This window comes from Aeromonas sp. FDAARGOS 1415 (genome assembly GCF_019048365.1).
Lineage (GTDB): Bacteria > Pseudomonadota > Gammaproteobacteria > Enterobacterales > Aeromonadaceae > Aeromonas > Aeromonas taiwanensis.
This window is the reverse complement of the sequence record NZ_CP077363.1, coordinates 2554990-2579195: the sequence shown is the minus strand read 5'-3', so window position 1 is coordinate 2579195 and position 24206 is coordinate 2554990. Positions and strand designations below refer to the sequence as shown.

At 62.1% G+C, this 24206-nt stretch carries 20 protein-coding genes and 1 pseudogene; 14 read left to right on the top strand and 7 right to left on the bottom strand.

The genetic code is table 11. The features are described from left to right. Positions 1 to 38: 38 nt before the first annotated feature. A complete protein-coding gene (gene tyrS, locus I6L45_RS12310) occupies positions 39 to 1238 on the bottom strand; it encodes a tyrosine--tRNA ligase (protein ID WP_216982213.1) in 1200 nt (399 codons plus the stop codon). Between the two features lie 114 nt (positions 1239 to 1352). On the opposite strand from tyrS, the gene I6L45_RS12305 reads away from it, so the two are divergent. Continuing rightward, on the top strand, positions 1353 to 2666 hold the full coding sequence (locus tag I6L45_RS12305; RefSeq protein ID WP_043762032.1) for a peptidoglycan DD-metalloendopeptidase family protein: 1314 nt from the start codon (positions 1353 to 1355) through the stop codon (positions 2664 to 2666). A gap of 197 nt (positions 2667 to 2863) precedes the next feature. Further along, positions 2864 to 3967, top strand: a complete 1104-nt coding sequence (locus I6L45_RS12300; RefSeq protein ID WP_216982212.1) for an anhydro-N-acetylmuramic acid kinase — start codon at positions 2864 to 2866, stop codon at positions 3965 to 3967. Between the two features lie 234 nt (positions 3968 to 4201). Here I6L45_RS12300 and hchA read toward each other — a convergent pair whose 3' ends face one another. Next, the gene (gene hchA, locus I6L45_RS12295; RefSeq protein ID WP_216982211.1) at positions 4202 to 5065 is read right to left on the bottom strand and encodes a glyoxalase III HchA; all 864 of its coding nucleotides are present in this window, start codon (positions 5063 to 5065) and stop codon (positions 4202 to 4204) included. An 817-nt stretch (positions 5066 to 5882) separates the two neighbouring features. On the opposite strand from hchA, the gene I6L45_RS12290 reads away from it, so the two are divergent. Beyond that, complete coding sequence (locus I6L45_RS12290; RefSeq protein ID WP_216982210.1) at positions 5883 to 7148, top strand: RidA family protein; 1266 nt, start codon at positions 5883 to 5885, stop codon at positions 7146 to 7148. Positions 7149 to 7227: 79 nt separating this feature from the next. Here the strand turns inward: I6L45_RS12290 and I6L45_RS12285 are convergent, their stop codons facing one another. The 3 genes from I6L45_RS12285 to tkt form a co-directional block, all read right to left on the bottom strand. Next, positions 7228 to 8076, bottom strand: a complete 849-nt coding sequence (locus I6L45_RS12285; RefSeq protein ID WP_216982209.1) for a hypothetical protein — start codon at positions 8074 to 8076, stop codon at positions 7228 to 7230. 12 nt (positions 8077 to 8088) lie between these two features. Then, positions 8089 to 8433 carry an ATP-binding protein gene (locus I6L45_RS12280; protein WP_216982208.1) on the bottom strand — a complete coding sequence of 115 codons (345 nt, stop codon included), beginning with the start codon at positions 8431 to 8433 and terminating at the stop codon, positions 8089 to 8091. Positions 8434 to 8751: 318 nt separating this feature from the next. Continuing rightward, entirely contained in the window at positions 8752 to 10743 is a 1992-nt protein-coding gene (gene tkt, locus I6L45_RS12275) for a transketolase (RefSeq protein WP_216982207.1), read from the bottom strand. 340 nt (positions 10744 to 11083) lie between these two features. Here tkt and metK point away from each other — a divergent pair, with 340 nt between their 5' ends. From metK to ruvX, 8 genes and pseudogenes are all read left to right on the top strand, one after another. Then, the gene (metK, locus tag I6L45_RS12270; RefSeq protein WP_216982206.1) at positions 11084 to 12235 is read left to right on the top strand and encodes a methionine adenosyltransferase; all 1152 of its coding nucleotides are present in this window, start codon (positions 11084 to 11086) and stop codon (positions 12233 to 12235) included. Between the two features lie 68 nt (positions 12236 to 12303). Then, complete coding sequence (locus I6L45_RS12265) at positions 12304 to 12831, top strand: SprT family zinc-dependent metalloprotease (RefSeq protein ID WP_216982205.1); 528 nt, start codon at positions 12304 to 12306, stop codon at positions 12829 to 12831. Between the two features lie 73 nt (positions 12832 to 12904). Next, positions 12905 to 13597 (top strand): endonuclease, encoded by a 693-nt coding sequence (locus I6L45_RS12260; RefSeq protein WP_216982204.1) that lies wholly within the window; start codon positions 12905 to 12907, stop codon positions 13595 to 13597. A gap of 62 nt (positions 13598 to 13659) precedes the next feature. Then, a complete protein-coding gene (rsmE, locus tag I6L45_RS12255; protein ID WP_216982203.1) occupies positions 13660 to 14391 on the top strand; it encodes a 16S rRNA (uracil(1498)-N(3))-methyltransferase in 732 nt (243 codons plus the stop codon). A 51-nt stretch (positions 14392 to 14442) separates the two neighbouring features. Beyond that, the gene (gene gshB, locus I6L45_RS12250) at positions 14443 to 15393 is read left to right on the top strand and encodes a glutathione synthase (protein ID WP_043762046.1); all 951 of its coding nucleotides are present in this window, start codon (positions 14443 to 14445) and stop codon (positions 15391 to 15393) included. A 205-nt stretch (positions 15394 to 15598) separates the two neighbouring features. Beyond that, on the top strand, positions 15599 to 16153 hold the full coding sequence (locus tag I6L45_RS12245) for a YqgE/AlgH family protein (RefSeq protein ID WP_216982202.1): 555 nt from the start codon (positions 15599 to 15601) through the stop codon (positions 16151 to 16153). Continuing rightward, positions 16153 to 16260 (top strand): annotated as a pseudogene (locus I6L45_RS12240) (YqgE/AlgH family protein); the annotation flags it as partial. The gene I6L45_RS12245 and the pseudogene I6L45_RS12240, both read left to right, overlap by 1 nt. Positions 16261 to 16329: 69 nt before the next feature. Further along, positions 16330 to 16752, top strand: a complete 423-nt coding sequence (gene ruvX / locus I6L45_RS12235; RefSeq protein ID WP_043762048.1) for a Holliday junction resolvase RuvX — start codon at positions 16330 to 16332, stop codon at positions 16750 to 16752. A gap of 65 nt (positions 16753 to 16817) precedes the next feature. Here the strand turns inward: ruvX and ampC are convergent, their stop codons facing one another. Further along, on the bottom strand, positions 16818 to 17960 hold the full coding sequence (ampC, locus tag I6L45_RS12230; protein ID WP_216982201.1) for an FOX/MOX family class C beta-lactamase: 1143 nt from the start codon (positions 17958 to 17960) through the stop codon (positions 16818 to 16820). Between the two features lie 191 nt (positions 17961 to 18151). Here ampC and I6L45_RS12225 point away from each other — a divergent pair, with 191 nt between their 5' ends. The 3 genes from I6L45_RS12225 to I6L45_RS12215 are packed head-to-tail and all read left to right on the top strand — an operon-like array spanning position 18152 to position 22027. After that, positions 18152 to 19072, top strand: coding sequence for a MoxR family ATPase (locus I6L45_RS12225; RefSeq protein ID WP_216982200.1), 921 nt, complete (start codon positions 18152 to 18154; stop codon positions 19070 to 19072). After that, a complete protein-coding gene (locus tag I6L45_RS12220; RefSeq protein WP_216982199.1) occupies positions 19072 to 20061 on the top strand; it encodes a DUF58 domain-containing protein in 990 nt (329 codons plus the stop codon). The genes I6L45_RS12225 and I6L45_RS12220 overlap by 1 nt, the downstream gene beginning before the upstream one ends. Next, positions 20048 to 22027, top strand: a complete 1980-nt coding sequence (locus I6L45_RS12215; protein ID WP_216982198.1) for a transglutaminaseTgpA domain-containing protein — start codon at positions 20048 to 20050, stop codon at positions 22025 to 22027. Before I6L45_RS12220 ends, I6L45_RS12215 begins: the two co-directional genes overlap by 14 nt. 46 nt (positions 22028 to 22073) lie before the next feature. Here the strand turns inward: I6L45_RS12215 and I6L45_RS12210 are convergent, their stop codons facing one another. Then, positions 22074 to 23504 (bottom strand): sodium:alanine symporter family protein, encoded by a 1431-nt coding sequence (locus I6L45_RS12210; RefSeq protein WP_043762056.1) that lies wholly within the window; start codon positions 23502 to 23504, stop codon positions 22074 to 22076. Between the last annotated feature and the right edge of the window lie 702 nt (positions 23505 to 24206).

Below are 24206 nucleotides of genomic sequence, written 5' to 3'. Positions count from 1 at the left end.
AGGGAGGCCTTTCTTATGGCGGCGCCAGAGGTGGCGACTTACTTGACGGTCACCCGGGCAAACTTGCGCTTGCCGACCTGGTAGACGGCGGTACCGGCACCGATGAGTGCCTTGCCATCGTCCAGCTTCTCGCCATCAACCTTCACCGCGCCCTGCTTGATCATGCGCAGCGCTTCGGAGGTGGTGTCCACGAGACCTGCGTCTTTGAGCAGGTTGGCGATGGCCAGCCCTTCCCCTTCCAGGGCCAGCTCGACCTCCGGCATCTCGTCCGGAATGGCGTTCTTGGAGAAGCGCTGGGTGAAGTCTTCGTGGGCCGCCTCGGCTGCCGCCTCGTCGTGGTAGCGGGCGATGATCTCTTTGGCCAGCCAGATCTTCACGTCGCGGGGGTTCAGGGTACCGGCGGCGATGCCGGCCTTGAACTCTTCGATTTCAGCCAGCGGACGGAAGGAGAGCAGCTCGTAGTAGTTCCACATCAGATCGTCGGTGATGGACATGATCTTGCCGAACATCTCCCCCGGGGCGTCGTGCACGCCGATGTAGTTGGCAGCGGACTTGGACATCTTCTTGACGCCGTCCAGACCCACCAGCAGCGGCATCATCAGCACACACTGGGTCGCCATGCCGGCATCTTTTTGCAGCTCGCGGCCCATCAGCAGGTTGAACTTCTGGTCGGTGCCGCCGAGCTCGACGTCCGCCTTGAGCGCGACCGAGTCATAGCCTTGCAGCAGCGGATAGAGGAATTCGTGAATGGCGATGGACTGGCCGTTGCTGTAGCGCTTCTTGAAATCGTCGCGCTCCATCATGCGGGCCACGGTCTGCTTGGCCGCCAGCTTGATCATGCCGGTCGCGCCCAGCTCGCTCAGCCAGGTGGAGTTGTACTCGATGCGGGTCTTGGCCGGGTCGAGGATCTTGAACGCCTGCTCCGCATAGGTGAGGGCGTTGTGCTTGATGGCCTCTTCGGACAGGGGCGGACGGGTGGCGTTCTTGCCGGAGGGATCCCCCACCATGGCGGTGAAGTCGCCGATCAGCAGGATGATCTCGTGGCCCAGATCCTGGAAGGTCTTCAGCTTGTTCAGGATCACGGTATGACCCAGGTGGATGTCGGGAGCGGTCGGGTCCATCCCCAGCTTGATGCGCAGCGGGCGCCCTTCCTTCAACTTGGCGACAAGTTCTTCTTCTACCAGAATTTCTTCCGCTCCGCGCTTGATCTCGGCTAGCGCCACCTCGAGCTGGGACATTTTTTGACTCTCCAATCACGATTCCACAGGGCCAGACATATTACTGGAATGGCAGGCCAATTGGAAAGGCGGTAAACTCCGACCTTCTTATGGATTCAACGTCGTCTGCTTCTCATGGTCCTTTGGCACGCCTTCAACTCTCTTCCCACCTGGCACCGCAAGATGGTGCTTATCCTGAGCATTCTGATCATGATGCTGGCGGCCTGGCCGAGCGAACAGGCGGTCGCCACCCGGGTCGATGACAACGGCAACGAGCTGGCCGTCGAACAGCAGGTCGACGAAGAGGCGCTGCTGGCCCGCGCCGAGCCCGTGGCCACCCCGCCCAAGCCGAGCTACCTCACCAGACAGGTGAAGGTGCGCAGCGGCGACAACATGGGGGTCATCTTCCAGCGCCTTGGCCTCAGCACCACGGATCTGCACCTCATTGATCAGCTCGAGGGCACCGATCCCCTGCGCATGCTCAAACCCGGCCAGGAGCTCACCTTCAAGCTCACCAAGGGCGGCGAGCTGCACAGCCTCTACTATCCCCACAGTCTGGAGCAGGCGCTCAAGGTGAGCCGCAAGGACGAGGGCTTCGTGGCCAGACCCGTGCGGCTCGAACTCGACACCCGCGAACAGGTGGCCAAGGGGGAGATCCGCTCCAGCTTCTGGGGGGCCGCAGTGGACGCTGGCATGACCGAGGATCAGATCATGGATCTCGCCGCCATCTTCGGCTGGGACATCGACTTCGCCCAGGACCTGCAGCCGGGGGACAGCTTCCGGGTGGTCTACGAAGAGAAATACCAGGATGACGAGCGGGTCGCCTCCGGCGATATCCTGGCCGCCGAGTTCGTCAACCAGGGTGCCACCTACCGCGCCGTGCTGAACGGGGATGGCAACTACTACACGCCGGAAGGCAAGGCGATGCGCAAGAGCTTCCTGCGCGCGCCGGTCAACTTCAAATACATCAGCTCCAACTTCAACCCTCGCCGGCTGCATCCGGTCACCGGCAAGGTGCGCCCCCACAACGGCATCGACTACGTGGCGCCGGTGGGCACCCCCATCATGGCGGCGGGTGGCGGCAGCGTGGTGGCCGCCGGCTACAACCAGTTCAACGGCAACTACGTCTTCATCAAGCACGCCGGCAACTACGTGACCAAGTACCTGCACCTCTCCAAACGCACCGTCAACAAGGGGCAGCGGGTGAAGCAGGGGCAGACCATAGGCCTGCTCGGCGGCACCGGACGGGTCACCGGGCCGCACCTGCACTATGAATTCGTGGTGGGCGGCGTGCACAAGAATCCCCGCACCCTCACCCTGCCCCAGGCAGAGTCCCTCGGCGGACGGGAACTGGCCAGCTTCAAGGCCCAGGCCATGCCCCAGCTCGCCAAGCTCGACGGCGCAGAGCTGCATCTGGCCCAGAACAAACGGGACAGCAACGGCAGTTGAGCCCAGGCTGGGTGGCCTGGAACCAGGATACCGGGGGCAAGGCCCCCGGATTGTTATCTCGCGTCTTGGGCAGCTGGCTGAAGACGACACAGGGGAGATGAGATGAGCGAGCGTTATATCGGATTGATGTCGGGGACCAGGACTGGGACAGAGCATGGTATCGCCTGTGCTCCCTGCACCACTGAAGGGGTTAAGCCATGAGTGAGCGCTATATCGGACTGATGTCAGGCACCAGCATGGATGGCATTGACGCCGTGCTGGTGGTCATCGACGGAGAGCACCTCAAGGTCGAAGCGGCCCTCAGCCACCCCTGGCTCACCGTTCACGAGCTGCACGCCCTCTGCACCCCGGGGGACAACGAGATCGACCGCATGGGGGTGGCCGACAACCTGGTCGCCCGCGAGTTTGCCGCCGCCACTCAGGCCCTGCTCGCCAAGGCCGGCCTCGTGCCTGCCGATATTCGTGCCATCGGCAGCCACGGCCAGACCATACGCCACCGCCCCCAGCTCGGCTTTACCCTGCAGATCGGCAACGCGGCTCTGCTGGCGGTCTTGACCGGCATCGACGTGGTGGCCGATTTTCGCACCATGGACATGGCCCTCGGCGGCCAGGGGGCGCCGCTGGTGCCCGCCTTCCATCAGGCCTTCTTCGCCCGCCCCGGTGCCCTGCGGGTGGTGCTGAACCTCGGCGGTATCGCCAATATCTCGGTATTGCCGGGCCAGGCGGACGGCGTCTATGGCTTTGATACCGGCCCGGCCAATACCCTGCTCGACGGCTGGTATCGCCGCCACCACCCCAAGGGTGCCGGCTATGATGCCGGTGGTCAGTGGGCCGCCAGCGGCAAGCTGATCCCTGCGCTGCTGGAGCAGCTGCTGGCCCACCCCTACTTCGCCGCCCCCCACCCCAAGAGTACGGGGCGCGAGATGTTTACCCTCGACTGGCTCGATGGCGAGCTGGCCGGTGACGCTCATGCCCCGGCGGATGTGCAGCGCACCCTGCAGGCGCTCACCTGCCACAGCATCGCCCGCCAGCTGCCCGCACTGGCGGATGCACAAAGCCGGCCCGAGCTCTATGTCTGTGGCGGCGGCGCCCATAACGCGCCGCTGCTGGCGGAGCTCGCCACCCTGCTGCCCCGCTGGCACATCGCCAACACGGCCGAGCTGGGGATTGCCCCCGACTGGATGGAAGGGGCGGCCTTTGCCTGGCTGGCACAGCGCTTTATCCACCGCCAACCCGGCAACCTGCCGGCTGTCACCGGTGCCAGCCGCCCCGCCGTACTGGGCGCCCTCTATCCCGCCTGAGCCAGGACTAGCCCAAGGCGCCGCCTGAACAAGAGGGGCAACCTGCCCTCCCATACGCCGGTGCCAGCCGCCCCGCCGTGCTGGGCGCCCTCTATCCCGCCTGACGGCCATATCCGCCTGAATACCAAACGGCGGGGCCGTCCATCGACGGCCCCGCTGTGTCTCTGTTTCCCCAGTTTTTCTGTTTCTCACTCTTTAGCCTGCGCGGCTGCCGCCTCGCTGTGAGCCAGCAACCTATCCCTTGCCCACCGCCTCCAGCAGGGTGGTGGCGGCCAGCTTGCCGAGGGGATTGCCCGCCAGCGGGCTGTCACCGGTCAGCAGATTGCGATCCCGACACACCTCCCCCGAGATGCCGCTGTTGACTATCTCGAACCCCATCCACTTGAGCCGCTCGCCAAAACGCCAGGTGAGGTGGCCCGGCATGTAGCCGATCGCCGGGGTCTGCGCATCCAGCTCGTCGGGGAAGGCGCAGATCTTGTAGCCGGCAAAGGTCTGCGGGTTGGCCACCGCCAGCAGGGCCGCCGGCCCATGGCACAGGGTGATGATGAAGCGCTCGTTGGCCATGGCCCACTCCAGCAGCGCCTTCATCTCGCGGCTCTCGGGCAGTCCCATCAGGGCGCCGTGCCCGCCGGGGATAAACACGCCGAGATAGTCTGAATCGGGGCCCAGCGCTCGCACCAGCAGGTCGGCCAGTCTGGCCGGCTGGCGAAACTGCTTCTGGTATTTGCCATAGAGCCCCACGACCGCCTCATCCTCCGTCGGCATGGCCCACCACTCGAACTTGACCGGGTTACCCGACAGGGTGGCGATGTCAAAGGCAAAACCGGCCTTGTCGAGGTGATACATGGGCAGCAGGGTTTCGACCGGATGGTTGCCGGTAGAGAACAGGGTGCCGTTGTCGGTGGGCAGGTAGCGCTCATCGGCCCCGATCAGCAGGATCTTCCAGCGGCCGCCACGGTAAGGCGCGGGATAGTCGGCCCCCTCGAGGTCCGACGTGGTCGAGGTGAACTGGCTCAATGAATAGGGTGAGGGGAAAAAGGCATTCTGTTCAGCCGGATCCGGGGTCGGCTGCTTGTCGTCGTTCGGCTTGTCGGTCATGGGACTGCTCTCCATCCTGGGTTGACTCGTTCACACAGTATTGACCCTCGGAGGCCTGGCAACCGAGAGGATCCCCTCACTCCTGCCATTCTCCGGCGCCCTCTGCCGGTGCCTTCAGGGTGCATTCGCGCCGCTGAAAATATATGGCATAACCCGGGCGGCAACCTGACTGGCTTGCCACGGCAACAGGCGATAAACGGCCCCTCTTCTTGCCATGTCGGTTTGCTGTCATGCAGAGGGGCTGAATGTTATTTCAATGCAGGCAAGGCAGCCCCCAAAAGGCATATTTTTGCCATCATGGAAAGCCCCCCGAAAGACCCGAAAATAAATAGCTATGCAAAACAGAGTGAATAACCTGCATTTACATCAGGGGGGTTAACCTGGTATTTACACGCTGTAACCGTAATCGGTAAAAATAAGAGGCCATCTGCCTCCTAACGGACATAAAAATGGGATAGCCGTCACCTTAAATTGTGTTCCCTGCCATGAATTGAATAGCAAAATGAATATATTTCACTCTATTGAGCCACCTCATAGAAACCGGATCCCGGTTTGCATCCCCGGATAATCGCCCCCTAGAATCCCCCTGTCTGAAATATCAAGCCAATGTTTCCCCATCGTCCGTTCGCCCGCGCTGGTGACGCCGAATTCAGACTCGACATTGTGATCTCCACGTTTCCTTTTCCCCGTCGTGTTACGCCGGGTACGGGCAACGGTTGCCGCAAGAAAACGAGTCGGATTCGCCGCCAGTCGGGTATCCGGCAATGCAGAAAAGCATGGCCTGACCCTACATCAAAAACGAAAAAGGAGTATCGCCATGAGTGGTACCATCATCAAATCCGCCAGAAATACCCCCAACGCCCCACAGGATCTTGGCCCCTATACCCAGAGCGTGGCCTTCTCCCACTACAACAATATTGCCGCCCAGCTCCCCGTCGATCCCAGGACGGGCAAGGTGATCGAGGGGGATATCCAGGCCCAGGCCAGACAGTGCCTCACCAATATCCAGGCCATCGTCCAGAGCATCGGCCACGGCATGGAGGACATGGTGAAGGTGACCCTGTTCCTGACGGATATCGCCGATCTGGAGGCAGTCAACGCCGTCTATCGCGAGTTCTTCCCCCACCATCTGCCGACCCGCACCGTGCTCGCCGTCGCCGCCCTGCCGCTGGGTGCCAGGGTGCAGATGGACGCCCTGCTCTCCAACGGCGAAGGCACCTTCCCGCAGGCTCCCTGCCCCCTGCTCAAGCTTGCCCGAAACAGCGATCGCGTGCCGCAGGACCCGCTCTCCAGCCAGAGCGTCGCCTTCTCCCATTACAACAATATCGGCGCCCAGCTGCCCCTCGACCCCGCCTCCGGCGCCCTGGTTGACGGCGGCATCCGCGAACAGGCCGCCCAGTGTCTTCGCAATATCAGGGCGGTGCTGGAGAGCATCGACGTCCCCTTCGACGACATCGTCAAGGTGACCGTCTATCTGACCAGCCTCTCGGATCTGGAGGCCGTCAACGAGGTCTACACCACCTTCTTCCCCGACTCCGCCATCGCCCGCGCCGCCGCCTACCTGCCGGCCCGCAGCGTGATCACGGCCTCCGCCCTGCCGCTGGGAGCCCGGGTGCAGATGGATGCGGTCATCTCCCACGGTGACGGCACCCCGCCGCAACTGGTGGAAGACAGACACAACCTGGTGATCCGTGCCCGCAATACCGACAAGGCGCCGAGAAGCCCGCTGCACACCCAGACCGTCGCCTTCTCCCACTACAACCATATCGCGGGCCAGCTGCCGCTCGACATGACCACCGGCAAGGTGCTGACCGGCTGCGTCCGTGAGCAGACCGCCCAGTGCCTCGGCCATATCAAGACCATCGTCGAGAGCATCGGCCATATGATGGACGATATCGTCAAGGTCAATATCCAGCTGGCCAACATCGCGGATCTGGACGCAGTAAACGCCATCTACACCAAATACTTCCCGGCCTATCTGCCCGCCCGCACCGTGATTGGCGTGAGCGAGCTGCCCGCCGGCGCCCTGGTGCAGATGGATGCGGTGATGTCCAATGCGGAAAGCACCCCGCCGCAGGTGTAAAGCATTTCTCTAGCAATAAAAAGACACCGGTTTATGGCCGGTGTCTTTTAAATAACTAAATGCAATGATTACTTTGAAATTACTCATCCAAAGCCAAAACACCATTAATCTTTATATACTCCTTAAGCATCGGATCGGTAAATGCATAAAGCCCAATTGCTGGCTTGAATATAATTTCCCTGTCAACCAACGTAGCCATATTAGTACTAAATTGGCTTTGTTCTTGACCAATTTGTTTAGCTATAAACTCTAATGGAACAATCTTTTTTTCATTGTTAGCCATGGCTTCAACTATTTTCTGATATTTTCCCCCACCCGCTTTCTTGAGGAGAGAAGCTAATTTATTTTTCCGAACATCCGTAACTATTTTTTTAATTGCATTTTCAAAATCCATCTCGGTAATTGTACCATCCAGATTCACTGATAGTATTTCACTGCCTAGCAAATGAATTGGTTCTGGAAGACCTACAGTTACCTCATGTGCCCGGCTAGACAAATCAGCCATAGTACACAGATGTTTTGCTATATTAAATCCATCCACAAGAATCTGGAATGCCTCATTTTCTTCAAATCTTGGCAGAGGGACATCCCGAAATGTTCTAAGAATTGAAGCATGCTCTTCTTCTAACTTCTGAACTGCACCAGTGATTCCTGCGCAAATAAACCCAACCTTTTTAACACCCTCACGAGCCAACCTTTCTGAGGTCAGCTTGAAAAAAGATGAAATCATAGAATCAGACTTAATCCTATCTAACTCATCTATGAAAATCAAAACTCCATCTTTTTTATTTCTTTCGGCCTCCATAGCGACCTTTGCTATCCGAGAAACAAAAGCCTCTATGAGTTGAGTCATATTTACTGGGTTGCGTTTATCAACACCCAGCTTACCAAAGCCAGCAAGATCTATTTCAAAGCTGACACTCCCCAATATCCGTTTGAATTAATTTTCAAATTTACCAAGAATTGCATGTGCAAGATCAAATGCATTTTGAGTTGCATCAACATCGTGCCAAACAGTAACAAATTGATAGTTATCTACTCCACGATCAATACCCAGCTTATCGGTAAGTGAGTTATTGCCACCAGCGGTAAGATGAACTTGCGTGAGTAAGGATGATTTACCTACCCCTCGATCACCTGTAACAATAGTATGTTTAGGATTTCCATTTTTGATCTGGTAGAGGGAATCAATCATCTCATTTACCGGTTCTGCCCTACCAAAAAAGCGGTTAGGATCATCAATAGGGCGATTGGGGGTAAATGGGTCAATAAAACGTGGTTTCATGGCTAATACATTCCTGATGATATAAATATTTGTAAAAATGGATAATGTATGTTTCACATAGCTTCACATCAAAATTACAGCTGAAAGAGCCTCGAGCATTTGCTTAATACGTTTTTATTCATTCTTCAATGCTAACCATATCATGGTACCGGATGGCACTAAAAATGGAAGATTAGCATCGCAGATCATCTACGGAGATCAATTTATTACTCATTTTCCACTTACTAAGAACAACCTATAAAAAAACGCCCCCCATCTTGCGATGGAGGGCGTTTTGTTGTTCCGGCTATTGGGCCAAGACGGCCCAATGGTCAGCGATTACAGGGACTCAGCGGTCGCAACCAGGTTTTCCACGGTAAAGCCGAATTCCTTGAACAGCAGCTCGGCCGGGGCGGACTCACCGAAGGTGCGCATGCCGATGATCTTGCCGCCGAAACCGACGTACTTGTACCAGTAGTCGGCGATGCCCGCTTCGATGGCCACACGCTTGGTGACGGCGGCTGGCAGGACGGACTCTTTGTACTCGGCAGATTGAGCGTCGAACACGTCGGTAGACGGGATGGAGACCACGCGCACGGCACGGTCCTTGGCAGTCAGCTGCTCATAGGCGGCCACGGCCAGCTCCACTTCGGAACCGGTGGCGATCAGGATCAGCTCCGGGGTACCGGCGCAATCCTTCAGCACATAACCACCCTTGGCGGCATCGGCCAGTTGCTGGGCGGTGCGGTCCATCTGGGCCAGGTTCTGACGGGAGAAGATCAGGGAGGTCGGGCCGTCGGTACGCTCGATGGCGTGTTTCCAGGCGATGGCGGACTCTACCTGGTCACAGGGACGCCAGGTGCTCATGTTCGGGGTCAGACGCAGGGAGGCGATCTGCTCCACCGGCTGGTGAGTCGGGCCATCTTCACCCAGACCGATGGAGTCGTGGGTGTAGACGAAGATGGCGCGCTGCTTCATCAGGGCGGCCATACGCAGGGCGTTGCGGGCGTACTCCATGAACATCAGGAAGGTGGCGCCGTAGGGGATGAAACCACCGTGCAGGGCGATGCCGTTCATGATGGCGGACATGCCGAACTCGCGCACGCCGTAGTGGATGTAGTTGCCTGCGGCGCTCTCGGGAGTCAGGGACTTGGAGCCGGACCACATGGTCAGGTTGGACGGAGCGAGGTCGGCGGAGCCGCCCATGAATTCCGGCAGCAGCTTGCCGAACGCTTCCAGGGAGTTCTGGGACGCTTTACGGGTCGCGATCTTGGCCGGGTTGGCCTGCAGGGTTTCGATGATCTTGGCGGATTCGGCAGCCCAGTTGGCCGGCAGCTCGCCAGTGGTGCGACGCTTGAACTCGGCAGCCAGGGCCGGGTGAGCGGCTTCATAGGCGGCGAACTTGGCAGCCCAGTCGGATTCGAGCTTGGCACCCTTCTCCTGACCGTTCCACTCGGCTGCGATGTCGGACGGGATGACGAACGGCGCGTGGTCCCACTTCAGGAAGGCACGGGCGGCGGCGATCTCGTCGTTGCCCAGCGGTGCGCCGTGGCAGTCGTGGGAGCCGGACTTGTTCGGGGAACCGTAACCGATGATGGTGCGGCAGCAGATCAGGGTCGGCTTGCCAGTCTCGGCCTTGGCAGCTTCGATGGCAGCGTTGATCGCTTCCGGGTTGTGACCGTCGACGGCCGGGATGACGTGCCAGCCGTAGGCTTCGAAGCGCTTGGGAGTGTCGTCGGTGAACCAGCCTTCCACGTGACCGTCGATGGAGATGCCGTTGTCATCCCAGAACGCGATCAGCTTGCCCAGGCCCAGGGTGCCGGCCAGGGAGCAGGCTTCGTGGGAGATACCTTCCATCAGGCAGCCGTCGCCCATGAAGGCGTAGGTGTAGTGGTCAACGATGTCGTGACCCGGCTGGTTGAACTGCTCGGCCATGGCCTTCTCGGCGATCGCCATGCCCACGGCGTTGGTGATGCCCTGACCCAGCGGACCCGTGGTGGTCTCGACGCCCGGCGCATAACCGTACTCCGGGTGACCCGGGGTGCGAGAGTGCAGTTGGCGGAAGTTTTTCAGATCGTCGATGGAGAGGTCATAACCGGAGAGGTGCAGCAGGGAGTACAGCAGCATGGAGCCGTGGCCGTTGGAGAGAATGAAACGGTCGCGGTCGGCCCACTTGGGGTTGTTCGGGTTATGTTTCAGGTGGCTGCGCCACAGCACTTCAGCGATATCCGCCATTCCCATGGGGGCGCCCGGGTGACCGGAGTTGGCTTTTTGAACGGCATCCATACTCAATGCACGAATGGCATTGGCAAGCTCTTTACGAGAAGGCATCTGTATCTCCTGCGATTGCTTCATTTGATGGCCAAGATTAAGGCGCGTTATTGTCCCAGCAGGGGGCGCGGCGTGCAAATATTATCTGGGTGAATAAAGTGGCTTTGAGAGCACAATCGCTTTTCTGCTGCGGGAAAACGATTCAATCCGCCCCCTCGTTTACCCCCATGGGGGTGGATCCACCCCGAACCTTGGCCCGGTCGGCTCCAATCCCAAATAGTGCTGGCAATCACTGGGTGACCTCACTAAAATAGACGTCCAGATGTAGATACCTCTACAGTCATCCTGTCATTATCCGGTTATGGCCAAGGCGATAACCCTTACGAATTGAGAACCAAACATGGCAAAGCTGTTTACTTCCGAGTCGGTCTCCGAAGGCCATCCCGATAAAATCGCCGACCAGATCTCCGATGCGGTGCTGGACGCCATCCTGGAGCAGGACACCAAGGCGCGCGTCGCCTGTGAAACCCTGGTCAAGACCGGCATGGTGATGGTCGCCGGTGAAGTGACCACCTCTGCCTGGGTCGACATCGAACAGATCGTGCGCGACACCGTGCGCGAGATCGGCTACACCCACTCCGACATGGGCTTCGACGCCGACTCCTGCGCCGTGCTGAACGCCATCGGTAAACAGTCCCCGGACATCAACCAGGGCGTCGACCGTACCGACCCGCTGGAGCAAGGTGCCGGTGACCAGGGCCTGATGTTCGGCTACGCCACCAACGAAACCGACGTGCTGATGCCCGCGCCCATCACCTACTCCCACCTGCTGGTGAAGCGTCAGGCCGAAGTGCGCAAGAACGGCACCCTGCCGTGGCTGCGTCCGGATGCCAAGAGCCAGCTGACCTTCGCCTACGACGACGCAGGCAAGATCCTGGGCGTGGACGCCGTGGTCCTCTCCACCCAGCACTGTGACTCCATCAGCCACAGCGACCTGGTGGAAGCAGTGCGCGAGGAGATCATCAAGCCGGTGCTGCCGGCAGAGTGGATCACCAAAGACACCAAGTACTTCATCAACCCGACCGGCCGTTTCGTCATCGGCGGCCCCATGGGTGACTGCGGTCTGACCGGTCGCAAGATCATCGTCGACACCTACGGCGGCATGGCCCGTCATGGTGGTGGCGCCTTCTCTGGCAAAGACCCCTCCAAAGTGGACCGCTCCGCTGCCTACGCCGCCCGCTACGTGGCCAAGAACATCGTCGCCGCCGGCCTGGCCGATCGCTGTGAAGTGCAGGCCTCCTACGCCATCGGCGTGGCCGAGCCGACCTCCATCAGCGTCGAAACCTTCGGCACCGGCAAGGTGGCCGAGGAGCTGCTGGTCAAGCTGGTGCGCGAGTTCTTCGAACTGCGCCCGTACGGCCTCATCGAGATGCTGGATCTGAAGCGTCCCATCTACCAGGCAACCGCCGCTTACGGCCACTTCGGCCGCGACGAGTTCCCCTGGGAGAAGACCGACAAGGCCGAGCTGCTGCGCGCTGCCGCTGGCCTGTAAGGCACGCTGTCGTGATGAAAGGGGAGCCTGGCTCCCCTTTTGCTTGTCCGCCATCTGCCGAGAACCCGATGCCCGCCATCCCTGTCCAGCTTGAATCCCTGTTGCATCAACGCGTCGATGCCTGCTTCGCCCAGGCCGAGGCGCGTCTCGGCCGCTCCTTCCCGCGCCCGCAGATCCACTGCAACATGCGGGGCCGAGCGGCGGGGTCGGCGCGGCTGCAGACCTGGGAGCTGCGCTTCAACCCCGCCCTCTATCAGGCCAACCAGCAGGCCTTTCTGGCCGAGGTGGTGCCCCACGAGGTGGCCCACCTGCTGGTCTATGCCCTGTGGGGAGAGGGTCGTGGCAAGAGCCGGGTGCTGCCCCACGGCAGACAGTGGCAGTCGGTGATGCGGGAAGTGTTCGGCCTTGAGCCCAGGACCACCCACAGCTTCGATCTCGGCGTGCTGGCCCAGCGCACCTTCGTTTACGCCTGCGCCTGCCAGCAACATCCCCTCTCGGTGCGCCGCCACAACAAGGTGATGCGCGGCGAGGCCCGCTATCACTGCCGTCGCTGCCGCCAGCCCCTGGTGTGGCAGAGCGACGCCCCGGCGGATTGAGTCACCCCGTGTCGCGCACCTGTGATAGTGTGCGCATCTTCTTCACTCAACTGTTTCATTGCCAAGGATATTCATGTTTCGCCCTCTGCTCTCCCTCTGCCTGGCCCTGCTGGTCAGCACCCCTGCCCTTGCCGACAACATCCAGACCTTCCGCGCCGCCAAGCAGGACTTGAACAAGCTCTACCAGAGCCATCCCACCACCTTCTATTGCGGCTGCAACATCAAGTTCAGCGGCAAGAAGATGGCCCCCGACTGGGAGAGCTGCGGCTACCTGCCACGCAAGCAGGCCGAGCGCGCCGCCCGCATCGAGTGGGAGCACGTGGTGCCCGCCTGGGAGTTCGGCCACCAGCTGCAGTGCTGGCAGGACGGGGGCCGCAAGAACTGCGGCAAGAGCGACGAGTTCAACAGGATGGAGGGGGACATGCACAACCTCTTCCCCGCCATCGGCGAGGTGAACGGCGATCGGGCGAACTTCCGCTTCTCCGACTGGAACGGCAAACCGAACCAGTACGGCAAGTGCCAGATGCTGGTGGACTTCAAGGATCGCCAGGTGCAGCCGCCCAAGGGGCCGGTGCGCGGCCAGATCGCCCGCGCCTATCTCTACATGAGCCAGCAGTACGGGCTGCGTCTCGCCGCCCAACAGCGTAAACTCTTCGAAGCCTGGGATCGCCTGTACCCGGCCGATCGCTGGGAGTGCGAGCGCAACCGCCGCATCGGCAAGCTGCAGGGCAATACCAATCCCTTCATTGAAAAGCAGTGCCAATAACCCCATCTGGGAGACAAGGGAGTGAATCTCCCTTTTCCCGAACAAGAGACTGATATTGAGCCATGCGCATCCCACGTATCTATGAACCGGCCCCCCTGCAGGCGGGCCAGACCCTCGCCCTGTCGGAAGACGGTGCCAACCACATCGGCCGGGTACTGCGCATGCAGCCGGGCCAGCAGCTCGAACTGTTCAACGGCGACGGCCACCAGTACCCCGCCACCATCGCCGCCGTCGGCAAGAAGTCGGTGGAGGTGCGCATCGACGGCTGCGAGCCGCGCTCGGTGGAGTCGCCGCTCGCCATCCACCTGGGCCAGGTGATCAGCCGTGGCGACAAGATGGACTTCACCATCCAGAAATCCGTGGAGCTCGGCGTCACCTGCATCACCCCGCTCTTCTCCGAGCGCTGCGGCGTCAAGCTGCCGGCAGACCGGCTGGAGAAGAAGCGCGAGCAGTGGCAGAAGGTGGTGATCAGCGCCTGCGAACAGTGCGGCCGCAACACCGTGCCCGAGGTGCGCATGCCCATGGAGCTGGACGCCTGGCTGGCGGAAGAGACCAAAGAGCTCAAGCTCAACCTGCACCCACGCGCCCCTTACAGCATCAACACCCTGCCGGTCCCCGAGCACGGCGTGCGCCTGCTGATCGGCCCGGAAGGGGGCTTGTCCAGCGACGAGATCGCCCGTACCGTGCAGGAAGATTTCAAGGAGATGCTGCTGGGGCCGCGGGTGCTGCGCACCGAAACCGCCGCCCTGACCGCCATCACGGCGCTGCAGTGCCGCTTCGGCGATCTGGCCTGACACAGGTCTTGATCATCTCAAACGCAATCGAGCCACCAGAAGGAATCTCGGATGACCATTAAACTCGGCATCGTGATGGACCCCATCTCGTCCATCAACATCAAGAAAGACTCCAGCTTCGCCATGCTCGAAGAGGCGCAGAAGCGCGGCTACGAGCTCTTCTATCTGGAGATGAAGGATCTCTACATGCAGGCTGGCCGGGCGTTTGGCACCATGCGCCCGCTGACGGTCAAGCATGACTACGCCCACTGGTTCACCCTGGGCGAGGTGGTCGATCAGCCCCTCTCCAATCTGGACGTGATCCTGATGCGCAAGGATCCGCCGTTCGACACCGAGTTCATCTACGCCACCTACATGCTGGAGCGCGCCGAGGACGAGGGCTGCCTCATCGTCAACAAGCCCCAGAGCCTGCGCGACGCCAACGAGAAGCTCTACACCGCCTGGTTCGCCGAGCACACCCCGACCACCCTGGTGACCCGCCGTGCCGACAAGTTGCGCGCCTTCCACGCCGAGCACAGGGACGTCATCCTCAAGCCGCTGGACGGCATGGGTGGCGCCTCCATCTTCCGCATGAAGGAGGATGACGCCAACGTCGGCGTCATCATCGAGACATTGACCGAGCACGGCCAGCGCTACTGCATGGCCCAGACCTATCTGCCCGCCATCAAGGATGGCGACAAGCGGGTGCTGGTGGTGGATGGCGAACCGGTGCCCTACTGCCTGGCGCGCATCCCGGCCCAGGGCGAGACCCGCGGCAACCTGGCCGCCGGCGGCCGTGGCGAGGCGCGTCCCCTGAGCGAGGCGGACTGGGCCATCGCCCGCGCGGTGGGGCCGACCCTGAAGGAGAAGGGGCTCATCTTCGTTGGGCTCGACATCATTGGGGATCGCCTGACCGAGATCAACGTCACCAGTCCGACCTGCATCCGCGAGATCGAGGCGGCCTTCCCGGTGCACATCACCGGCATGCTGATGGACGCCATCGAGCGCCGCCTGGGACGCTGAGCACGCCCAGCCGGGACGGCCGCAAAGCCTTCCCGGTCGGGAAGAGGAGTACGCAGGGGCCTTTTGGCCCCTTTCGTTCTCTTCACCGGGCCAGGGCCCGGCTCAGCGCCAGGGCCGTAAAAAGCGGTTTTGCCCGCCGCCATCAACTGCCATAATCACCCCAATACCTTTGTACGCTTTGAGATCCATGCGCTCCATGCACTCTATGCAAACACTGCAAAACCACTTCCTGCTCGCCATGCCGAGCCTCACGGACGCCTACTTCCAGCGCTCCCTCGTCTACCTGTGCGAGCACAACAGCGAAGGAGCCATGGGGTTGGTGGTCAACATCCCGGTCGACATGACCCTGGACAACATGCTGGCCAAGCTCAAGCTGAACCCGCCCGATACGACCGAGATGAAGCAGCCGGTGTTGCAGGGCGGCCCTGTGCATGCCGATCGCGGCTTCGTGCTGCACAGCTTCAGACCCGGCTTCAACTCCACCCTGCAGGTGAGCGACGAGATGATGGTCACCACCTCCAAGGACATCCTCGAGACCCTGGGCACCGACGACGCGCCGAGCCACTGGCTGGTCGCCCTGGGCTATGCAGGCTGGAGCGCCGGTCAGCTCGAGCAGGAGCTGGCGGACGGCTCCTGGCTGGTGATCCCCCCCAACCCCAAGCTGGTCTTTGACACCCCCATCCACCAGCGCTGGCAGCAGGCCGCCGCCAGCATAGGCGTCAATCCCCTGCACCTATCCAGCCAGGTGGGGCACAGCTGATGACTTTTAATACGCACATGCGTCACCCGCGCTGGCAGCAGGCCACGAGCGTCATCAGCATAGGCGTCAACCCCCTGCACCTCTCCAGCCAGGTGGGACACAGCTAGTCCCGGGGCGCTTGCGTCCAGGGGCGCGGTTGCAGCGCCCCTCCTTTACCCCATTTCGAGGAAATCCCCATGTCATCACGCAGCATCATGGGCTTTGATTACGGCACCAAGAGCATAGGTGTCGCCATCGGCCAGGAGCTCACGGGCAGCGCCCGCCCCCTTCGTTCCCTCAAGGCCAACGACGGCATTCCCAACTGGGACGAGATAGAGAAGCTGCTCAAGGAGTGGCAACCGGATCTGCTCATCGTCGGCCTGCCGCTCAACATGGACGGCACCGATCAGGAGATCACGGTGCGGGCCCGCAAGTTCGGCAATCGTCTGCACGGCCGTTTCGGCAAGCCGGTGGAGTTCAAGGACGAGCGGCTCACCACCACGGACGCCCGCGCCCGCCTGTTCGAGCGCGGCGGCTACAAGGCGCTGGACAAGGGGAGCGTGGATGGCGTCTCCGCCCAGCTCATCGTCGAAGCCTGGATGGAAGAGCAGTACGACTGACAGGGCATGCTAACAAGAACCCACGAGAGGGCGGCCATTTGCGCAATGGACCGCCCTCTTTCATATTACTCGGCCAGCCGGGTCAGGATGGCGTGGGCCGCCTTGATGCGAGCCTCGTTGGGATAGTTGCGATTGGCCAGCATGACGATGCCGATCCCCTTGGCCGGCACGAAGGCCACATAGGCGCCAAAGCCGTTGGTCGAGCCGGTCTTGTTGAAGAGCACAGGGAGTCCCGCCGCCGCGGGTGCAGGCGCCGCCGGGTTGGCCTCGAGGATCATCCGGGTCGAATTGCCTCCGAGCAGGGTCGCTTCGCTGATGGGATAGGCGTAGCGCTCCCAGCCGAGCCCCTGAGTCATCTCCCCCACCGCGTACTGGCCCTGGTGGGTCAGGTCGATGGCCTGCTGCATGGCCCCGTCTTCCACCCCGCTGATGTTAGCCTTCACATAGCGCAGCAGATCCGCCGAGCTGGTCTTGATACCGTAGGCCTCGTCCGCCAGCATGCCGGGAGTGACCCGGATGGGCTTGTCCTCTTTCGAGTAGCCGTAGGCGTAGTGCCCCATGGCCTGCTGGGGCACATCGAGATAGGTGTGGTGCAGACCCAGCCCCGGCAGGATCGTCTGCTCCATCAAGCGCTCAAACGGCTGCTTCATGCTGCTCGCCGCCAGATAACCGAACAGGCCGATGCTGGGGTTGGAGTACTGGCGATGGGATCCCGGCGAGTAGACAGGGGTCCACTGACGGTAGTACTCCTGCATCTTCTCGTGTGAATCCACCTCTTCGGGGAATTGCAGCGGCAGGCCTCCGGCACTGTAAGTGGCCAGCTCCCCCATGGTGATGTCGTCAAAAGCGGAGCCCTTGAGCCAGGGCGCATGCTGGCTCACCTTGTCATCCAGGGCCATCGCCCCCTGCACCACGGCATAGGCCCCCAGGGTCGCGGTCAGGGTCTTGCTGACCGACCCTATCTCGAACAGGGTCAGCTCGCTGACGGGAATCCCTCTCTCCCGATCGGCCATGCCGTAGTTGAAGTAGCGGGCCTGGCCATCCTTGACCACGGCCACTGCCATGCCCGGGATCCTGTGCTCCTTGAGCAGGGGACGGATGACCCCGCCCACCATCCCATCCAGCGGATCCACGGAGGAGGCCAGGGAAAGAGGAGACATCAGCAGGGTGCCGAGGGCGAGCAGAGGCAGGGTTGTCGTGTGTTTCATGGCAAGTTCTCAATGTATTCAGGAGGCGCCAGCCTAACCGCTTAGCGTGTGCCAGGCATGAACCCGGGTGAAGTCTGTGTGAAGTCGGCTCTCAAAACCAGCCTGTTTCAATGAGTTATCTTCTTGGTTCCCCCCTTGCCCTGCAGCTGGCGTATAAGCTGTAGGGGCGGCAACGAAGAGGGGATACGCCCGTGCAGACACAACCACTGATCACCCGGCTGCTGACGGCCCTGGAGCAGGTGATCCTCGGCAAGCCGCTGCAGCTCAGGGTAGCCCTGGTCACCCTGCTGGCCCGCGGCCACCTGCTGATCGAGGATCTGCCCGGCATGGGCAAGACCACCCTGGCCCACGCCTTGGCCCAGGTACTGGGTCTCGATTGCCGGCGTGTGCAGTTCACCGCCGATCTGCTCCCCGCCGACCTGCTGGGGCTGCAGATCTTCGACAAGGCCGAGCAGCAGTTTCGCTTTCACCCCGGCCCCGTCTTCACCCAGGTGTTGCTGGCCGACGAGATCAACCGCGCCAGCCCCAAGGTGCAGAGCGCCCTGCTGGAGGCCATGGCCGAGCACAGGGTGAGCATGGAGGGGCAGAGTTATCCGCTACCCTCCCCCTTCTTCGTCATCGCCACCCAGAATCCGGCGGATCAGGCGGGCACCTACCCCCTGCCGGAGTCCCAGCTCGACCGCTTCGCCGTGCGCCTGTCGCTGGGTTTTCCCTCGCCGGAGGCCGAACGTCGGCTGCTGCGTGGTGCCAGCCAGCCCCTCACCCTGAGCCGCCAGCTGGACACCGCCGCCCTGGCCACCCTGCAGGCCGAGGCGGAGGAAATCCACCTCTCCGAGGCCACCCTCGACTACCTGCTGGCGCTGGTCCACCAGAGCCGCATCGATGAGGCGTTGCCCCAGCCCCTCTCCCCCCGGGCCGCCCGTACCCTGCTGGCGGTCAGCCGCGCCTGGGCTCTGGTCGCGGGGCGCCGCTTCGTGACGACAGAGGATGTGCAGGCCGTCTTCCCCTACGTGGCCGAGCACAGGCTCCGGGGGAGCTTCGGCGTGCAGCGCGGCGAGGCCTGCCCCCTGAGCCAGCGCCTGCTGGCCCGGGTCGATCCGGATCACCCCTGATGGGCTGGCGGCAACGCAGGGCGTTGTGGCAGCGGCGCTGGCTGACCCGCCGCATTCCCCCCGCCCGCCACATCACCCTGGGGCCGCGCAGCCTGTTCATCCTGCCCACCCGCCTGGGACTTGGCTACCTGCTGGTGATGATCGCCATCTACCTGCTCGGCACCAACTACCAGAACAACCTGGTGATGCTGGTTGCCTACTGCCTCGCCAGCCTGTTCATGGTCGCCATGTGGCTCACCCATCGCAACCTGCTTGGGCTCTCCCTGTTCGGCGGCCCCATGGCCCTCGGCGAGGCGGGCCAGTCCCTGCCCATCCGGGTGACGGTACACGCACGCCGCCCGGCCCGGGCACTGCTGCTGACCCTGAACGAGGGAACCCTCTGGCTGGCCCAGGCCGATTCGGCCCCTGCCAGTTTGCTGCTGGCGATCAAGGGAGGCAGGCGCGGCCGGGTGGCCCTGAGCCGGCTGCGGGTGGAGAGCCGCTATCCCCTGGGGCTGTTTCGCTGCTGGTCGCTGCTGGATCTGCAACTGGAGGCCTGGCTCGCGCCCGCCCCCCTTCATGGGAACCTGCTCGCGGGCTCGTCGCAGGGGGAACGAGAAGGCCGGGGACAGGCCATGCCGGCCACCCTGGGAGACTTTGACGCCCTGCGGCCCCATCGCCCGGGAGAACCGCCGAGCCGGATCGCCTGGAAACAGCTCGCCCAGGGACGCGGTCTCCTGATCAAGCAGTTCGAAGAGCCCCTGCTGGATGATTCCCACCTCTCCCTCTCCCGGGTCGGCGGTCAGGATCTCGAAGCTCGGCTGGCGGTGCTGGCCTGGTGGTGCGCCGACTATGCGAGGCGGGGCCTTCCCTTCACCCTGACCCTGGCGGGCCAGACGCTCGGCCCCGAGAGCGGACCGGCCTTCCTCCAGCGCTGCCGGCTGGCGCTGGCACGCCTTGGCGACAGGGGGGAAACGACGGCAGAGAGGGGAAGGGATGCTGCTCGATAACCGTCGCCTGCTGCCCCTCATCGCCTTGCAGCAGCTGCTGCTGGCCACGGCGCTCTGGCCCCAGTTGCAGCTCTGGGTGCTGGCAGTGGGTGCGCTCACCCTGAGTGCCCGCGCCATGATGCTGTGGCGGGGCTGGCGCCCGCCCCCGGCCCGACAACTGGCTGTTCTGGCCATCATCGGCATTCTGATCCTGGTGTGGCAATGGCGGGCGCTCGGCACCTTGCCCGCCCTCATCAACCTGCTCTGGCTTGGCTACGGCCTGAAGGTAATCGAGGTACGGCGAGAGCGGGACATAGAGCAGGTGCTGCTGCTCGCCTTCTTCCTCATCGCGCTGGCGCTGGTACATCGCCAGAGCATCGGCTGGGCAATGGCGATGGTGCTGGCCCTCTGGCTGTCGGTCACCGCCCTGGTGACTGCGGTGGCACCGACCCGGCAACAGCCCTGGCGCCAGGCGGGTTTTGCGCTGCTGCTGGCCCTGCCCCTGCTCGTGAGCCTCTTCTTGCTGCTGCCAAGGCTGCCGCCGCTCTGGCAGATGCCCTCCACCAGTCGCGCCCTGTCGGGACTCTCGGAGACGGTGTCGCCAGGAGACATCAGCGAGCTGGCAAACTCGTCCGAGCTCGCCTTTCGCGTCACCTTCGCAGGCGACCCACCCCCCGCGAGGGAGCGCTACTTTCCGGTGATGCGTCAGGAGTATTTCGACGGCCGCCGCTGGCAGCTGAGCGCCGAGGTCAAGGCCTGGCAGGGCAGGGTGCCACCCAGGGAGACCCCATCGCCCCCCCTCTTCGGCACGCCCCTGCCGGCTGGCACCTACGAGGTGATCGCCGAGCCCCAGCGCCATCGCTGGGCCTTTGCCCTGACCGCCCCAGGGGCGCTGGAGGGCCCGGTGCAGCTGACCCCCCTTGCCACCCTCTATCGCCAGGGACGCGGCGAGACCACCATCCGTTATCGGGTAAGCGGCCTTCAGGCGGAACAAGGTGTCGCCCCGTCATCGCGCCAGCGCAACCTGCAACTGCCCGCAACGGGCAACCCTAGGGCGCGCGCCTTCGCCCTCGACTTGCGCGAGCGATACCCCGAGCGGGATGCCATGGTGGCCGCCTTGCTGGCGACCTTTCGCCGCGAGCCCTACGCCTACACCCTGACCCCCCCGCCGCTCGCAGACCATGGGGTGGATGAGTTTCTGTTCGATACCCGGCGCGGCTTTTGCGGCCATTACGCCATGGCCACCGCCTTCGTGCTGCGCGCAGCCGGAGTGCCCGCCCGGCTGGTGACCGGCTATCTTGGCGGCGAGTGGAATCCCAGCGGCAACTATCTCGCCGTCCACCAGTTCGATGCCCACGCCTGGGTGGAGTACCTCGATGCGCGCGGACACTGGCGGCGTATCGACCCCACGGCGGTGGTCGCGCCAAATCGCATCGAGGAAGGCATCCCCGAGGCGTTGAACGCGGAGTTTACCGCCGCCGATCCCCTCTCCCTGCAGCGCTATCGCGACTGGGCACTGCTCAACCAGCTGCGCTGGTGGGGCAGCAACATCGACTATCAATGGAGCCGCTGGGTGCTGGGTCACGATGCCAGCCAAATATGGCAACGGCTCGGCCAACGCTGGCCCGTGCTGGCCGGCCAGACACCCTGGCTCATCCTCGCCAGCCTGATGCTGGTCACCCTGCTGGTGAGCCTGCCCCTGCTCTGGCCCGGCCGCCAGCCACCGCAGCGGCGGATCTGGTCGCCCCTGCTGAAGCGAGGCCAGCGCATCGGCTGCGTCCCCGCCCCGGGGGAGGCCATGACCGCCTGGTGCGAACGGCTGGCACAGCAGCGCCCCGAGCTGGCCCATCCCCTCAGGCGGAGTGCCTGGCTCTATCGCAGATGGCGCTATGCCCCGCTAGACCGGCGTCAACAACGGCGCTGCTGGCGCCAGTTGCAGCGGCGGCTGGCCCAGGTCTGCCACCGCTGGGACCGCCCGGAGCGATAAAAAAGGGGAGCCACTGGCTCCCCTTGTCGGTCTGACTCACTCGTTCTTATTTTTTGGGCGGGTTGTCCCAGATCCCTTCTTCCAGCTGGCTGCGCAGCTCGGGGTACTTGTTGGCATCGAAGGTGGGCACACGACCCACCTTGAGCTGGTCGTTGTAATCCTTGGCCAGCTTGATGGCGACGCCCGAGAGCAGCAGGATGGCGATCAGGTTGACGATGGCCATCAGCCCCATGGAGACATCCGCCAGGGCCCACACGGTCGGCAGCTCGCCCACGGAACCGAACATCACCATGCCCAGCACGAACATCCGGAACAGCATCAGGCCGCCCTTGTGGTTGTGCTCGAGGAACACCAGGTTGGTCTCGGCGTAGGAGTAGTTCGCCACGATGGAGGTGAAGGCGAAGAAGAAGATGGCCGCCGCGATGAAGATGTTGCCACCGCCACCAACCTGGGAGGAGAGCGCACGCTGGGTCAGCTCGACCCCGGTCACGCCGGAGCCCGGCTCGAACTGGCCGGACATCAGGATGATGGCCGCAGTACAGGTACAGATGACGATGGTGTCGAGGAAGACACCCAGCATCTGCACATAGCCCTGGGAAGCCGGGTGCGGCGGATAGGGGGTGGCGGTCGCGGCGGCGTTGGGGGCAGAGCCCATGCCCGCCTCGTTGGAGAAGAGACCGCGCTTGATGCCGTTGATCATCGCCTGGGAGATGGCATAGCCCATGGCACCGGAACCCGCCTGCTCGATACCGAAGGCAGACTTGACGATGAGAGCCAGAACCCCGGGCAGCTCACCGATGTTCATGATCACCACGAACAGCGCCATCAGGATGTAAGCCAGCGCCATGAAGGGCACCACCAGCTCGGCGAAACGGGCGATGCCGCGGATGCCGCCGAAGATGATGAGGCCGGAGAGCACCACCAGGGCCAGACCACTCACCCAGTCGGGGATGCCGAAGGCGACGTTCATGGCCAGGCTGATGGAGTTAGCCTGCACCGCGTTGAACACCAGGCCGAAGGCCAGCAGCAGGCAGAGGGAGAAGACCACCCCCATCCAGCGCATGCCAAGCCCCTTCTCCATGTAATAGGCGGGGCCACCACGGTAGTTGCCGTCCTCATCCTTGACCTTGTAGAGCTGGGCCAGGGTGCTTTCGACGAAGGCGGTGGCCATGCCGATGAAGGCGATCAGCCACATCCAGAACACGGCACCAGGACCACCCAGATAGATGGCGACGGCCACACCGGCCAGGTTGCCCGTGCCGACGCGGGCGGCCAGGCTGGTACACAGGGCCTGGAAGGAGGAGATGCCGGCGCTGTCGGATTTGCGGCTATTGCGCAGAACCGAGAACATGTGGCCGAAGTGGCGGACCTGGATAAAACCCAGGCGGAAGGTAAAGAAGAGTCCGACCCCGATGAGCAGGTAAATGAGCACGGCTCCCCACATCAGGTCGTTAATCATTGCAATCAAGGTGTCCATAAATCTCTCGTTGTTATCACATCCATGGTCAGTCTGCGCTGACCGCTCTCTGTCAATTTCCGAATTAGCATTGCGCCGAAGGGGCGGAATCTAGCATAGCGAGGGAATTCAGAATAGTGATGCAGCTCACTATGGAGGCAAAAAACGAGCGATTTGACGCAAAAAAGCTTCATTAAGCACGCAAAAAATCAACAAAAATTGATTCAGCATGGGGGCGACCCCAAGTGGGGGTCAATAGAGAACCATGTGTGCACGCGCCCCGGGGTGGCCAAACGGGCAGACCCGGGGGTCGGCAAGAAGACAAGCGTTTGCCTTTCGGTGCGTACTTTTCGGGGCTGAAAACGCAAAACGTTTTACACGTAATTAAATTTCAAGTAGCTGACAATAATATTTGTGTGACGTATCGCACAAAACTGACAGCCCATGAAAAAAACTGTGTTTGCCCAAGCCGCCATCCATTCCCAGCAAAATCAATAAAAGTCTTTTTTATCAAATACTTTTATCTTAGCCTCCCCTCCCTTTCCCACGCCTGGATGATTCCCATACAAGCGCCCCTATTGCAGGAAGCGCCACATCCGTATTAATTAGGCAGGCAATGACGATGGGTCGCCCCCATCGTGCCTTTCTGAGCCTGAGCCGCCGGGATTTTGTAATTTTATTTCAGAACTGTCGTCTCATGCCCGCAACCCCTGGGATTGCTCC

Coding starts and splice junctions, on each gene's coding strand:
- hchA (WP_216982211.1), bottom strand. CDS start 5,065: ATGACCGACAAGCCGAACGACGACAAGCAGCCGACCCCGGATCCGGCT.
- ampC (WP_216982201.1), bottom strand. CDS start 17,960: ATGAAACACACGACAACCCTGCCTCTGCTCGCCCTCGGCACCCTGCTG.
- tkt (WP_216982207.1), bottom strand. CDS start 10,743: ATGCCTTCTCGTAAAGAGCTTGCCAATGCCATTCGTGCATTGAGTATG.
- rsmE (WP_216982203.1), top strand. CDS start 13,660: ATGCGCATCCCACGTATCTATGAACCGGCCCCCCTGCAGGCGGGCCAG.
- ruvX (WP_043762048.1), top strand. CDS start 16,330: ATGTCATCACGCAGCATCATGGGCTTTGATTACGGCACCAAGAGCATA.
- I6L45_RS12260 (WP_216982204.1), top strand. CDS start 12,905: ATGTTTCGCCCTCTGCTCTCCCTCTGCCTGGCCCTGCTGGTCAGCACC.
- I6L45_RS12305 (WP_043762032.1), top strand. CDS start 1,353: ATGGTCCTTTGGCACGCCTTCAACTCTCTTCCCACCTGGCACCGCAAG.
- I6L45_RS12245 (WP_216982202.1), top strand. CDS start 15,599: ATGCAAACACTGCAAAACCACTTCCTGCTCGCCATGCCGAGCCTCACG.
- I6L45_RS12265 (WP_216982205.1), top strand. CDS start 12,304: ATGCCCGCCATCCCTGTCCAGCTTGAATCCCTGTTGCATCAACGCGTC.
- gshB (WP_043762046.1), top strand. CDS start 14,443: ATGACCATTAAACTCGGCATCGTGATGGACCCCATCTCGTCCATCAAC.
- I6L45_RS12290 (WP_216982210.1), top strand. CDS start 5,883: ATGAGTGGTACCATCATCAAATCCGCCAGAAATACCCCCAACGCCCCA.
- tyrS (WP_216982213.1), bottom strand. CDS start 1,238: ATGTCCCAGCTCGAGGTGGCGCTAGCCGAGATCAAGCGCGGAGCGGAA.
- I6L45_RS12220 (WP_216982199.1), top strand. CDS start 19,072: ATGGGCTGGCGGCAACGCAGGGCGTTGTGGCAGCGGCGCTGGCTGACC.
- metK (WP_216982206.1), top strand. CDS start 11,084: ATGGCAAAGCTGTTTACTTCCGAGTCGGTCTCCGAAGGCCATCCCGAT.
- I6L45_RS12215 (WP_216982198.1), top strand. CDS start 20,048: ATGCTGCTCGATAACCGTCGCCTGCTGCCCCTCATCGCCTTGCAGCAG.
- I6L45_RS12210 (WP_043762056.1), bottom strand. CDS start 23,504: ATGGACACCTTGATTGCAATGATTAACGACCTGATGTGGGGAGCCGTG.
- I6L45_RS12300 (WP_216982212.1), top strand. CDS start 2,864: ATGAGTGAGCGCTATATCGGACTGATGTCAGGCACCAGCATGGATGGC.
- I6L45_RS12280 (WP_216982208.1), bottom strand. CDS start 8,433: ATGAAACCACGTTTTATTGACCCATTTACCCCCAATCGCCCTATTGAT.